The organism is Arthrobacter sp. SO3, assembly GCF_020532825.1.
Lineage (GTDB): Bacteria > Actinomycetota > Actinomycetes > Actinomycetales > Micrococcaceae > Arthrobacter.
On record NZ_MQTS01000075.1, the window covers coordinates 1 to 13431 of the forward strand.

Genomic DNA, 13431 nt, shown 5'->3' on the forward strand with positions numbered 1-13431 from the left:
AAATCCGATTCAGCCCGCCGGGACGGCAAAAACCAGGCCCGGCGCCCCGACCGCCATCCGATGAAAAATCCGGGCTAACGTGACTTTCCCGAACATTGGTCCTCAACCCCCGAGATCTGCCCCAGCTGGACGTACTAACAGCTCCGCGGGAGCCCCCCGAGAAACTGTTGACAACCTCATTGAGGCACTTTAGTGCCGGCTGCTGCACCCGCGAGGCGCAGCCAGGTGTCGACCACCGTGTCAGGGTTTAGCGAGACGGAATCGATGCCTTCCGCCACCAGCCACTCGGCGAAATCCGGGTGGTCGCTGGGACCCTGGCCGCAGATGCCCACATACTTGCCCCGCGCCTTGCAGGCCTTGATGGCCATGCTCAGGAGCTTCTTGACGGCAGGATCGCGTTCGTCGAAACTGCCGGCAACGATCGCGGAGTCCCGGTCCAGGCCCAGGGTCAGCTGGGTCATATCGTTGGAACCGATGGAGAAACCGTCGAAGTAGTCCAGGAACTCCTCGGCCAGCAAGGCATTGGACGGAAGTTCGCACATCATGATGATTTCCAGGCCGTTTTCGCCGCGGCGCAGGCCATTCTCTGCGAGCAGGTCAATGACGCCGCTGGCTTCGGCCACCGTGCGCACAAAGGGGATCATCAGTTTGACGTTGGTCAGGCCCATCTCGTTCCGGACGAAGGACAAGGCCTCGCATTCCAGATCGAAGCAGTCCCGGAAAGACGGTTCCAGATACCGGGAGGCGCCCCGGAAGCCGATCATCGGGTTTTCTTCGTGCGGCTCGTAGGCCGGGCCGCCTAGGAGGTTGGCGTACTCGTTGGACTTGAAGTCGGACATCCGCACAATCACCGGTTCGGGTGCGAAGGCGGCGGCGATGCTCGCCACCCCTTCGGCGAGGCGTTTGATGTAGTACTCCCGCGGGCCGGAGTAGGCGGCGATCCGCTCCCGGATTTCCGCCAGCACCTCGGCCGGCTGATCGTCCATGTTCAGCAGTGCTTTGGGGTGGATCCCGATCTGCCGGTTGATGATGAATTCGAGCCGGGCCAGGCCCACGCCATGGTTGGGGAGCTGGGCGAAGGTAAAAGCCTGCTCGGGGGTGCCGACGTTCATCATGACCTTCACCGGCGCTTCGGGTAGTTCGGTGATTTCGGTTTCCTCGATGCTGAAATCCAGCAGCCCTTCGTAGATGACGCCGGTCTCGCCGCCCGCGCAGGAGACTGTCACCTCTTGGCCTTCGGCGAGAATGTCCGTGGCGGCGCCGGTGCCGACGACGGCGGGAATCCCCAGTTCCCGGGCGATGATGGCTGCGTGGCAGGTCCGTCCGCCGCGGTTGGTCACGATAGCGGAGGCGCGTTTCATGATCGGCTCCCAGTCCGGGTCGGTCATGTCCGCGACGAGGACATCGCCGGTCCGGAAGGCAGCCATCTGATCGATTGCAGTGAGAATCCGGACGCTGCCGGCACCGATCCGCTGGCCGATCGCACGGCCTTCAACCAAGACCTTGCCGGAGCCATTGAGCCGGAACCGGCTCAGGCTTCCCGTGGTCCGGCGGGACTGCACCGTTTCGGGCCGCGCCTGCAGAATGTACAGGCCGCCGTCGATCCCGTCCTTGCCCCATTCGATGTCCATTGGCCGGCCGTAATGCTTCTCGATGGCGACGGCATGGCGGGCGAGCTTCTCCACGTCGTCGTCGGTGAGGCTGAAACGGTTCCGCAAGGATGCCTCCACCGGAACGAAGTCAATGGTGTGCCCGATTTCGCGGTTGCTGGTGTAGGTCATCTGGAGGGCCTTCTCACCCAGGCCGCGCTTGAGGATGGCCGGGCGCCCTGCCTCCAGGGCGGGCTTGTACACGTAGAACTCGTCCGGGTTGACGGCTCCCTGGACGACAGCCTCGCCGAGGCCGTAGGAGGAGGTGACGAAGACAGCATCCTGGAACCCGGATTCGGTGTCCATCGTGAACATCACGCCGGAAGCGCCGAGGTCGGAACGGACCATCCGCTGGATACCGGCCGAGAGCGCCACTTCGGCGTGCTCGAACTTGTGGTGCACCCGGTAGGCGATGGCCCGGTCGTTGTAGAGGGACGCGAAGACATCCCTGATGGCCACTAGGATGTTCTCGATGCCCCGGACGTTCAGGAACGTCTCCTGCTGTCCGGCGAAGGAGGCATCGGGAAGATCTTCCGCCGTCGCGCTGGAGCGGACCGCCCAGGAGAGGTCGTCGGAGCCCCCGTGCTTTTCCACCAGCCTCTGGTATGCGGCGCGGATCTGGGCTTCAAAGTCCGGCAGGAAGGGCGTCTCGCGCATCAGGGTACGGATCTGTCTGCCCGCAGCTGCCAACGCCGTCACGTCATCGGTGTCCAGGCCGACGAGCCGGTCGGCGATCCTCTGGTCCAGGCCGGACCCGGCCAGGAAGGTCCGGTAGGCGTCGGCCGTTGTGGCGAACCCATCAGGAACCTGGACGCCGGCAGAGGTCAGGTTCTGCACCATTTCGCCGAGGGAAGCGTTTTTGCCGCCCACCCGGTCCAGATCCTTGAGACCGAGTTCTGAGAACCACAGGATGTCTATCGTCACGGTTGTTGCTCCTTTGTAAATGGTGCATGCGGGGGGGGCTGGCCCTGCGTGCGGCGATCATCGGTTGATGGGTGTAGGCCCTGTCCACATGGACAGGTCTAATGCTTGATCTGCATCCGCTGCAGGATGGTGGCCGCCATTTCCTCCACGGACACGCTTGCCGAATTCAGGTAGGGAATCCCATGGGACACATACAAACGCTCGGCGCTGCGCAGTTCAAAACCGCACTGCCGCAGCGACGCGTAGGGCGAGCCGCGGCGGCGCTCGGTGCGGACCTGGCTCAGGCGCAGGGGATTGGAGGTGAGGCCAAAGCACTTCCCAACGAACGGCCTTAACGGCTTGGGGAGCCCCTCCCGCTCAAAGTCCTCGTCCACCAGCGGGAAGTTCGCGGCAAAGATGCCATGCTGCAGCGCCAGATACATGGTGGTGGGTGTCTTGCCGCAGCGGGAGGGCGCCACCAGGATAATTTGCGCTTTTTCCAGCGCACGCAGGCTCTGGCCGTCGTCGTGTTCCATGGCATATTCGACGGCGGCCATCCGGGATTGATAGCGTGCAGCGTTGCCCAGGCCATGCGCCCGCCCCGGTTCCCCGCTGGCCCGGGCGCCAAGGGCCCGTTCCAGCTCTCCGACATTCGTCCCGAAAAGATCCACGATGGTTCCCTTGCACGTGGCCAGGGTCCGGCGGATCTCGCTGCCAACAGCGGTGGAAAAGACGATCGGCGCCGGGCCGTGGGCGGCCAGATCATCGATGATATTCACCACAGCCTGCGCCTGTTCGACAGTCATGATGAAGGGGATCGTGGTGCGGTCAAAATTGCTGCCAGGGAACTGCGTCAGCAAGGTGTTGCCGAGCGTTTCTGCGGTGATGCCCGTGCTGTCCGAGAGGAAGTAAACCGGGCGGGGATCATCATCGGTCATGAACGCATTCTCCACCAGCGCGAACCGCGTCTGGAATGTCCGGTCGGGGAATCAATAAATGTACCGGGTATGGCGCGGAGTCTGCGCGCACGCTGATATTGCACCCCGAAACCCAGCCGGTTACCCGCGCCACGACGGCTCCAGATCCCGGTCATGGAGGAAGAAGAGCCGTTCCAACTCAGCCCGAGAAACCGGACCCGCGAACTGCTCATACACCGATACTTGATCATCACGCAGGAACTCAACTGGCACACCATCAACCTAAAGCCAATCCCCGGCGCTTAGCGCCAGCCACTGTTCCCCTGTAGGTTAGACCCCATGATGTGATGGAGGGTCCGTTGATTTCCCGCGGAACCTGAGGAGCGTCGGGCGTCATACCGCGGCCTTGGCCTCTTCCACCAGGGCGGAGACGGCCGGGAACAGCGGGTGATCCGGGGCCAGGCCCGTGATCTTCGCCGTGGCCTCGTCGGGGGTGGAGGACGCCAGGATCTGCGCGAGTTCCACGGCTTCGGCGTCGGCCGGGTCGTTGAAGCGCAGGGCTCCGGCGATCGCACCGAGCAGCGCCTCCGGGACGATCCCCCGTTCGGCCAGCTCCGCCGCCGGGCCGATGAAGCGTTCGTGCCGGCTGAGCTTGCGCAGCGGCGCCCGACCCACCCGGTTCACGGTATCCGGCAGGTGCGGGTTGGAGAAGCGGCCCAGGATCTTCTGGACGTAGGCCTCCTGTCCGTCACGGTTAAAACCGTGCTTGGCCACCAGCAGTTCCTTGGTTTCGTCTAGCACGGCGCGCACGTCCGCGGCGACATCCTGGTCGGCCATGGCCTCGGAAATCTTCCCGAGGCCGGCCTCAAAGCCGAAGTAGGCGGCCGCGGCGTGACCGGTGTTCACCGTGAACAGTTTCCGCTCGATGTACGGCTCGAGGTTGTCCACGAAGGTCGCCCCCGGAATGAGCGGTTCCTTGCCCTCGAACGGGGTGCGGTCGATGACCCACTCGTAGAACGTCTCCACCGTGACGTCCAGGCCCTGCCCGGCCTCCTGGTTGGGCACGATCCGGTCCACCGCGGTATTCGCGAACACGGCTGGCGCGTCCAGGGATCCCGCGGCCGGATCCCACTGGGCAGCAATCTCGGACTTCAGGATGTCCGTGGCGTTGATGGCGTTTTCGCACGCCATCACCTGCAGCGGAGCCAGTCCTGGGGCCCGGGCGGCGATCCCCTTGGCGATCAGGGGGGCCACGAACTTCAGGATGTGCGCGCCTACCGCGGTGGTGATGATGTCCGCCGTCGCGATTTCCGCGATGACGTCCGCTTCCTGCGTGCTGGAGTTCAGCGCGCGGAAGTTATCCACCGTGCGGACTGTGGGGTTCTCGCCCACCTCATGGACCTGGTAGCTGTCCGCGGCCGCGAGCTGGCCGATGAGCTCCGCAGCAACGTCGGCGAACACCACCTCATACCCCGCCTCGTGCAGCAGCAACCCCACGAATCCGCGTCCGATGTTTCCGGCTCCGAAATGAACAGCCTTCACTAGGAGTTGACCTTTCCGAACAGGTCCAGGACTTCCTCGACCGTGGTGGCCGCCTCAAGCTGCGCGATCTGGGCCTTGTTCGTGAAGACCTTGGCGATCGAGGACAGGATGTGCAGGTGCTCGTTGTTGATCCCGGCGACGCCCACCACGAACTTGACCTCCTTGCCGTTCCAGTCGATCCCGTTCGGGTAGCGGATCACGGAGACAGCGGACTTCATGATGTGGTCCTTGGCGGCGTTGGTGCCGTGCGGGATGGCGAGGTAGCTGCCCATGTACGTGGACACGGATTCCTCGCGCTCGTGCATGGCATCAAGGTAGCCGGAGTCGACGGCGCCGCGGTCCAGCAGGAGCTGTCCGGCTTCGTCGATCGCCGCGTCGCGGGTGGTCGCCTTGCCGCTGAGGATGACGCTTTCGGCGACCAGGATGCCGGCCGGGCCGCCGTCAGCTGCCGGGGCGGGGGCGGCGTGCGCCCCGCCGGCTGCAGGTGCGGCGGCCTCCGCAGCCGGCGCCGCCTGGGTGTTGCTGTGCTGGACCAGTTCCACCACCTCGTCATAGCGCGGGCTGCTCATGAAGTTATCGACTGAGAAATGCACGGCGCTGGCGGTAAGGGGCTTGGCGCGTTCGGTCAAGTCCTGATGGCTGATCACAACATCGAAGGTGTCGGTCAGGTTGGCAATGGCGGAGTTGGTGACCTTCACGTCCGGGAAGCCGGCAGCCTTGATCTTGTTGCGCAATACCGATGCACCCATGGCGCTCGATCCCATGCCGGCGTCGCAGGCGAACACGATGTTGCGGATCGGGCCGGCCATAACGGCCACCCCGCCGCCGCCCACCAGGGCGGAGGATACCGAGCTCTTCTTGCCCTTGAGGGCCTCCATCCGGGAGGTCGCGGCACCGAGGCCTTCCTCTTCGGACTCGACATCAGTGGTCTTGCTGGACTTCAGGATGACCGAGGCAATCAGGAAGGACACGGTGGCGGCCAGCAGCACCGACAATGCCACGCCGACGTAGCTGTCACTGGCGGTGGCGGCGAACACGGCGATGATGCTGCCCGGCGCCGCGGGGGAGCGCAGGCCGGCGCCTGTGACGACGAGCGTGAAGATGCCCGTCATGCCGCCGCCGATGGCGGCAAGAATGATGATCGGCTTCATCAGCACGTAGGGGAAGTAGATCTCGTGGATGCCGCCGACGAACTGGATCAGGGCCGCGCCCGGGGCGGAGGCCTTGGCCAGGCCCTTGCCGAAGAACATGTAGGCGAGCAGGATGCCCACGCCCGGGCCGGGGTTGGCCTCGAGCAGGAACAGGATGGACTTGCCCTGGGCGAGCGATTGCTCCGTGCCGAGCGGCGTCAGGATGCCGTGGTTGACGGCATTGTTCAGGAACAGGACCTTGGCCGGTTCGATGAAGATGCTGGTCAGCGGCAGGAGCCCGTTGTGGACCAGGAATTCGACGACGGCGCTGGCGCCGTCGCTGAAGGCCTTCACGGCCGGGCCGATCACCAACAGGCCGAAGATGCCGAGGGCGGCGGCGACGATACCGGCGGTGAAGTTATCGATGAGCATCTCGAAGCCGGGCTTGACCCGGCCTTCCCAGATCTTGTCCAGCTTTTTCATGATCCAGGCTGTGAGCGGCCCCATCAGCATGGCGCCGATGAACATCGGGATGTCGGTGCCCACAATGACACCCATGGTGGCCGCGGCGCCCACGACGCCGCCGCGGACACCGTGAACCATCCGGCCGCCGGTGTACGCAATCAGCAGGGGCAGCAGGTAGACAATCATCGGTCCAACGAGCTTGGCCAGGTCCGCATTGGGCGTGAAGCCCGCCGGGATGAAGAGCGCCGTGACGATGCCCCAGGCGATGAACGCACCGATGTTGGGCATGATCATTCCGGACAGGAACGTCCCGAATTTCTGCACGTGCACGCGCGCGCTCGTGCGAGGCTTTGCAACTGTCTCTGTTGCCATGTGGTTTCCTAACCGTCATTCCTGCGCCAGCGCAGGATGGGTGTGTGTCTTAGCGTGGATCAGCCCTTGGTGCTGCTGGAGATCCGGTGGAGCCATTCGAGGAAAAGCTTGAGTTCGGAGCTGGACAGCTGGTCCGGGTCCGAGGACTGGAGCGCGGCGTTGAGGGCGATCGCGGCCACGACAACAGAGGACTCGCCGGAGGAATCGGGCCCGGCGGCCTTGGCCTTGTCGGTGGAAACGGCAAACACCATCGCGTCCCGGGTCATCGCGGACAGCTCGAGGTTCCGCTCGGCGGCCCGCTCCGAAATCAGCATGAGCGTCACCCCGACGGTGGCGGCCAGGATGCTCCTGGCAGCTTCCCGCGGGGGCACGTTGAGGTGGCCCATGACCGCCGCCTTGTTCAGCAGCTCCTCCATCAGCGCCTCCGCGTCAGCGATGACTGACGGTCGGTTTTCGGGACGGAGGTTGCCGAACATGACCAGGTAGAGCTCGGGATTCCCGAGCCCGAAGTGCACGTGGTTGTCCCACATGCGCCGGATATCCTCCAAGGGCTGTCCGGACGGGGCAAAGTCACGCTCGCCCGCTACATACTCCCTGAAGCCCTCGGCGATGACCGCGTCAAAGAGCCCTTCCTTGTCGCCAAAGTGATGGTAAAGCGTTGGGGCCGTGACGCCCGCAGCCTGCGTGATTTGGCGCGTGGAGATTGGTTCGCCAGCCGAAGCGGCAAGCAATTCCGCGGCAGCCTGCAGCAGCCGCGCCTTCGCCGGCAACTCGCCATTCACACTCATAAGCGCTAGCCTAGCATCTATAGCACCGCTATATGAAGTGCATCACATACACTTTTCAAGAACACATTGTTTACCGCAGCCACACCAGCGTGGAGAGTTGCTGCCCCGCCCGCAGGTGTACCGACGGGCACGAGCTACGGCAGAGAATGAGGACCTTCAATGCAGAACTTCCCAGGAGTAGGCGTCAGCCCCGGCCGTATCATCGGCACCATCCGCCAGATGCCCAAACCGGTCAGCGAACCCCCGGCCGGCGAGCAGCTGCCGGCCGGTGTCACGGCGGAGGAGGCCACGGCTGCGCTGAAGACTGCCGCGAAGGCCGTCCATAACGAACTCAGGGCCCGGGCCGCGACCGTCAGCGGCGACGGCAAGGCTGTCCTGGAAGCGACGGCACTCATGGCAACGGACACCATGCTGCTGAAGTCCGCCGCCAAGCTGATCGGCCGCGGCGCATCCAACCAGCGCGCCATCTGGGAGGCCGGCGCCTCCGTCTCGGAAATGCTCCACAACCTCGGCGGTTACATGGCCGAGCGGGCAACTGACGTCCTGGACGTCCGGTCCCGGATCGTGGCCGAACTGCGCGGAGTGCCCGCGCCGGGAATTCCCGCCTCATCCTCCCCGTTCATCCTGATCGCGGAGGATCTGGCCCCGGCCGACACTGCCACCCTGGACCCGGAGAAGGTCCTGGCCCTCCTCACCGCAGGCGGCGGCCCGCAGTCCCACACCGCCATCATCGCCCGCTCGCTCGGCCTGCCTGCCGTGGTGGCCGCGGCCGGCGTCGACCAGCTTCCGGACGGCACGGAAGTCTATGTGGACGGGGCCGCCGGCATCATCACCGTGGACCCCGACGAATCCCAGCGCGCCGCTGCCGCGGCCTGGGCCACCACAGCCTCACTGCTGGCGGCCTTTGACGGCACGGGCGCGACGGCGGACGGCCACCCCGTGCCGCTCCTCGCCAATGTCGGCGGAGCCAAGGACGCCGTCGCCGCCGCGGGCCTGAACGCGCAGGGCGTGGGGCTCTTCCGCACCGAGTTCTGCTTCCTGGAACGGGACACCGAGCCCACGGTGGAGGAACAGGCCGCCGCGTACAAGGGCGTCTTCGATGCCTTCCCGGGCAAGAAGGTGGTACTCAGGACCCTCGACGCCGGCGCGGACAAACCGCTGCCCTTCCTGACCGACGCCACCGAGCCCAATCCGGCTCTCGGCGTCCGCGGCTACCGCACGGACTTCACCACGCCGGGTGTGCTGGAACGCCAGCTGCAGGCAATCGCCCGTGCCGAGAAGGAATCCGAGGCCGACGTCTGGGTCATGGCGCCGATGATTTCCACGGCAGAGGAGGCCTCGCGCTTTGCCTCGCTGTGTGCCGAGGCCGGGATCAGGACGCCGGGCGTCATGGTGGAGGTCCCGTCAGCGGCCCTCACCGCCGAGGCCATCCTCCGGGAGGTGGCCTTCGCCAGCCTGGGCACCAACGACCTCACCCAGTACGCCATGGCCGCCGACCGGCAGCTCGGCCCGCTGGCGGCGCTGAACACGCCCTGGCAGCCCGCCGTGCTCCGGCTCGTGGGCCTGACGGTCGAGGGATCACTTGCGGAAGGCCACAGCAAGCCGGTGGGAGTCTGCGGCGAGGCCGCGGCGGATCCGGCCCTCGCCGTCGTTCTCACCGGCCTCGGCGTCACCACGCTGTCCATGACGGCACGCGCCCTCGCGGCCGTCGCCGCCGTGCTCAAGACCGTCACGCTGGCCGAGGCTCAGGAGCTGGCCAAGCTGGCCCTGTCCGCGCCCAGCGCCACCGAGGCGCGGGCCTGGGTCCGGGAGAAGCTGCCGGTACTGGAGGAACTCGGGCTGTAGTGCGCGGGGTCCGGGCGGGCCGGGGCGTCTTTCGCGGGCCCGCCGCGGCCGCGCCTGGCCTCGGTGGTCCGGGCCGCCTTACGGGCGTCGTTCCACGCGGACCGGCGTACCTCGTCGAGGGCTTCGGTGGCCCATTTGACCACGTGGAAAGGGCTATGCCGATATCGGAGTAATACCAGTAGGTTGATTGCGGGTCGGCGTGACCGAGGTAGGCACTCAAGAGCGGCAATTTTGCCTGAACGTCATCGCCGGATCGGTACCAATCGAGCAAGGTCGCAGTGGCAAAGGAATGCCGGTTATGCGGAATTCCGCATAACCGGCATTAGGCGGACGGCGGGGTTATGTTCCCTGTCATTGTGTTGTGGCTGGTGGGCGCCATGCGGGCGGTGTTTTGGGGCGCATAATCCCAGCGTCCGGCGTCACCTGGCTAGCGATTCGAGCCAGTTGAGCAAGGGGGTTGAGGACCAATGTTCGGGAAAGTCACGTTAGTGATTGGTCTTCCTTGATTTGTCGGCAATTTTGTTCTTGAGCATGTCGGTTCTGTTGTGGCCAGGGTTTTTCGTCGTTGTTGCCCAACACGGCTTCGACGTGGATTGAACCGCGTTTCGTTCATCGGGGACGGGCGTCGGCAACCCCTCGTTTCTCGACAAGATGCTTAGCGTGACTTACGCGAGCATTGGTCCTCAACCCCCGATGCCCGCCACCGCAGCGAGGGCACGCAGTTCGGAAACCAGTCGGGTTGCCACGCCCTTCCTCCGATGGTCCTGCCGCACGGCAAGATCGTAGATGAACACCTCCGACGAGCGTGATCGTGTCATCGGCAACGTGTGGGCAGTCAGGCCGGCAACGATATCCGGGCCAATGAAAGCCGCGAGGGCCCAGAACCCCTCTCGACCCAGAAGGTCCTCGAGGTAGTCCTCTCCGAGGGGCTCGCTGTCTTCTTCGAAGACCCGCGCCATCATCGTAAACATGACATGCGCCTCCGCCGCGTCGCCGCGGACCAGGCGCCTGACTTCAAGTTCACTCATTGCCAGATCATCCCACGCCATGACCGCCCGGATCGCGCGAAATTTGCGGTTTCTCAGCTGCGGAACCAATACATCAACGTGATGGGCCGCCATCCCCCTGGACCGGTCAGCCGCTGTTGTAGCGGGATCCGGGCCGTTCCAGCCAGCGGCGCCGGAGCCAGGTCAGTCCCTTCAGTGCCCGGGCCGAGGCCGGGGAGCGCAGCCGGGCCTGGACATCGGTGATGGCGGCATTCCAGAGACCGTCTGAGTAAGTGGGATAGGGGTGGGTTGTCGCGGTGATGTCCGAGGTTGTCATGTTGTTTTGGATCGCCAGGGTCAGTTCGGCCAGGGATTCCCCGGCCCGGGGGCTGACGATTGTGCCGCCGAGGATTTTTCCGCGCCGGTCGGTGATCAGCTTCGTGAAGCCGTTCGTGGCCCCGTGCGTCACGGCCCGGTCCAGATGGGTGTGCCGGACAACCCTGGTTCGGTGCCCCGACCCGGTGTTGGCGGTGGTGAGTCCGACGGCGCCGACCTCAGGAGATGTGAAGGTGACCCGCGGCATGGTGGGGCTGATACCGCGTTTGAGTCCGAGGACCGCGTTCGTAGCGGCGATAGATGCATGCACGCCGGCGAGGTGGGTGAACCGGGGGTGCGCGGTGACGTCTCCCGCTGCCCAGATGACCGGGTTGGAGGTCATCATCCGGGCGTCCGTGATGACCTGGCCATCCGCATCGAGGTCTACCCCTACCCGGGCCAGGCCAAGGTCCGCGGTCCGGGGTGTGCGTCCGGTGGCCAGCAGGACCGTGTCCGTCTCGATGGTGGTGCCGTCCCCGAGCCGGATCCGGGTTCTGCCCTCAGCGGTGTACGCGTTCTGGACGGTCGTGTTCTCAAGGATGCGGACACCGTCGGTTTTCAGGCTGTCCCGGATGATGGCGGCGGCTTCGGGGTCTTCTTTGGGGAGAATCCGGGATCGGATGATCAAGGTGACTTCTGATCCGAGGCGGGCGAACCCCTGCCCGAGCTCGCAGCCAAGCGGCCTGCCACCAATTATGGCCAACCGCTTCGGGAGTGTCTCCAAATCCCGGATCGTTTCGGAGGTAACGGTGACACCGGGGTCAAGGCCCGGGACCACGGTGCCGGTTGGTGCTGCCCCGGTGGCAATCAGTGCCTGCCGGAACCGGATCGTTTCGCCGTTGACCACGGCCATCCCGGGCGCGCGGAACACCAGGGTGCCCTTGAGGACTTCCACACCCGCGTTCTCGAGGGCTTCGGGTGAATCGACGGGTTCAATGGTGGTGATCGAGGCGAAGATCCGATCACGGACGGAATCGAAGGTCGGCGGGTGCCCGGTCAGTGCACGGGCTGTGAGGGCGTGTTCTGCTGCCCGGAGGAGGGTTTTGGAGGGCAAGCATCCTGTCCAGAGGCAGTCACCGCCCGTACGGGCCTGTTCGACCAGAACCGTGTCTGCGCCGAACCCGGCAGCTGTTTGGGCGCCGATGATTCCCGCGGTCCCTCCGCCCACCACCAGCAAATCAACGACCCGGTTCTCCGCTGCCATGATGTACTCCTTTACAGGACGTTGAATACCCACGCCGCCATGTCCGTGCCGCAGCGGCGCATAGACGCGACTTGCCTGTGAAACGGGGCTGAACGGAGAGCATCATGGGTGACAGGTACACACTGTTTGCCCCGTTCTACGACCTTTTCTCGGGCGAATACCCTGTCTATCACGCCGGACGGGTCCTGGGTATTGATGCCCTCAACCCCGGGCAGGGACAGCAGGTGCTCGACATCGGCTGTGGGACAGGACTGAACTTTCCGCTGCTGCAGAAACGCATCGGTGCTTCCGGAACCATCATCGGGATCGACCGCAGCGATGACATGCTCCGCCAGGCGCGCCGCCGCGCCCGGCGCCATGGCTGGAAGAACGTCATCCTGGTCCATGCGGACATGGCGCAACTCGAGCCCGGGGCCATCGCCGATCTTATCGAAGCCCACGGCGGATCGAGAGCATCGGACGCGGCCCTGGCGACCTACTCGCTGTCCCTGATGCAGGACTGGCAGCAGGCCTGGACGAACATGGCCCGGCTTCTGGCCCCGAACGCGCGGGTCGGGGTCGTGGACATGCAGGACCCGGAAGGTTGGGCACGATGGTTGACGCCGCTGGCACGGCTGGCCTGCGCGCTGGGAGGATCCGACCGCACAGCCGCACCCTGGCAGGCCCTGGAAGAACAATGCACCGATGTCGTGACCGCCTCAGCCCGTGGCGGTCACCTCCAAATCCGGGCCGGGACAATGAACCGCCACTGAACATCCCCAGACCGTGTGCCAGGACTGAAGCGCAGATCCGGGCGTTGATAGTGGCTGTGTAACGCACATTACTGAACAGCACCACAGGCCGGCCATACGGTGAAGAGATCAGCAAAAGAACTCTTCCATGGAGAGGTCGACGTCATGGCTTCTGCATCAGCTCTCCCACACGCTTCCGCCAGTACTGGCATCGGACGGCGCGTCATGGCCGGGGTCTCCGGCGGCATCGCCGGCGGTATCGTGTTCGGAATTCTCATGGCCATGATGGGCATGCTGCCCGTCATTGCCTCCATGGTCGGCTCCAACTCGGCCGTGGTCGGTTTCGGCGTTCACCTGATGATTTCGGTGGCTATCGGGCTCGGCCTGACGGTGCTGTTCGGCAACCGGCTCCTGACCGGGTATGGCCGCGGTGCCCTCGTCGGTCTCGGCTACGGTGCCATCTGGTGGGTTCTTGGTCCGCTGATGATCATGCCGGTCATGATGGGCATGCCCGTGTTCGCCAT

10 protein-coding genes and 1 pseudogene are annotated in these 13431 nt (G+C 65.1%); 3 read left to right on the top strand and 8 right to left on the bottom strand.

Annotation, left to right across the window (positions count from 1 at the left end; all coding sequences use genetic code 11):
• Window positions 1-176 precede the first annotated feature (176 nt).
• From ppsA to BJQ90_RS07970, 5 genes are all read right to left on the bottom strand, one after another.
• Complete coding sequence (gene ppsA / locus BJQ90_RS07950) at window positions 177-2573, bottom strand: phosphoenolpyruvate synthase (protein ID WP_226759756.1); 2397 nt, start codon at window positions 2571-2573, stop codon at window positions 177-179.
• Between the two features lie 98 nt (window positions 2574-2671).
• Window positions 2672-3490, bottom strand: coding sequence for a pyruvate, water dikinase regulatory protein (locus BJQ90_RS07955; RefSeq protein WP_226759757.1), 819 nt, complete (start codon window positions 3488-3490; stop codon window positions 2672-2674).
• Window positions 3491-3862: 372 nt separating this feature from the next.
• On the bottom strand, window positions 3863-5011 hold the full coding sequence (locus BJQ90_RS07960) for a mannitol-1-phosphate 5-dehydrogenase (RefSeq protein WP_226759758.1): 1149 nt from the start codon (window positions 5009-5011) through the stop codon (window positions 3863-3865).
• Window positions 5011-6978, bottom strand: coding sequence for a PTS mannitol transporter subunit IICBA (locus BJQ90_RS07965; protein WP_226759759.1), 1968 nt, complete (start codon window positions 6976-6978; stop codon window positions 5011-5013). The genes BJQ90_RS07960 and BJQ90_RS07965 overlap by 1 nt, the downstream gene beginning before the upstream one ends.
• Before the next feature lie 59 nt (window positions 6979-7037).
• Window positions 7038-7766 carry a TetR/AcrR family transcriptional regulator gene (locus tag BJQ90_RS07970; protein ID WP_226759760.1) on the bottom strand — a complete coding sequence of 243 codons (729 nt, stop codon included), beginning with the start codon at window positions 7764-7766 and terminating at the stop codon, window positions 7038-7040.
• Between the two features lie 159 nt (window positions 7767-7925).
• Here BJQ90_RS07970 and ptsP point away from each other — a divergent pair, with 159 nt between their 5' ends.
• Window positions 7926-9611 (top strand): phosphoenolpyruvate--protein phosphotransferase, encoded by a 1686-nt coding sequence (ptsP, locus tag BJQ90_RS07975; RefSeq protein ID WP_226759761.1) that lies wholly within the window; start codon window positions 7926-7928, stop codon window positions 9609-9611.
• 41 nt (window positions 9612-9652) lie between these two features.
• On the opposite strand, the pseudogene BJQ90_RS07980 reads toward ptsP, so the two are convergent.
• From BJQ90_RS07980 to BJQ90_RS07990, 3 genes and pseudogenes are all read right to left on the bottom strand, one after another.
• A pseudogene (locus BJQ90_RS07980) lies at window positions 9653-9763 on the bottom strand (transposase); the annotation flags it as partial.
• Between the two features lie 531 nt (window positions 9764-10294).
• Window positions 10295-10639: a GNAT family N-acetyltransferase gene (locus BJQ90_RS07985; protein WP_226759762.1), complete on the bottom strand. Its 345-nt coding sequence runs from the start codon at window positions 10637-10639 to the stop codon at window positions 10295-10297.
• A 106-nt stretch (window positions 10640-10745) separates the two neighbouring features.
• The gene (locus BJQ90_RS07990) at window positions 10746-12176 is read right to left on the bottom strand and encodes a dihydrolipoyl dehydrogenase family protein (protein ID WP_226759763.1); all 1431 of its coding nucleotides are present in this window, start codon (window positions 12174-12176) and stop codon (window positions 10746-10748) included.
• Window positions 12177-12280: 104 nt separating this feature from the next.
• Here BJQ90_RS07990 and BJQ90_RS07995 point away from each other — a divergent pair, with 104 nt between their 5' ends.
• Together BJQ90_RS07995 and BJQ90_RS08000 are read left to right on the top strand one after the other, a co-directional pair.
• Window positions 12281-12928, top strand: a complete 648-nt coding sequence (locus BJQ90_RS07995; RefSeq protein WP_226759764.1) for a class I SAM-dependent methyltransferase — start codon at window positions 12281-12283, stop codon at window positions 12926-12928.
• Window positions 12929-13072: 144 nt separating this feature from the next.
• Window positions 13073-13431, top strand: a 359-nt coding sequence (locus BJQ90_RS08000) for a hypothetical protein (protein ID WP_226759765.1), incomplete at its 3' end; no start/stop codon positions are given.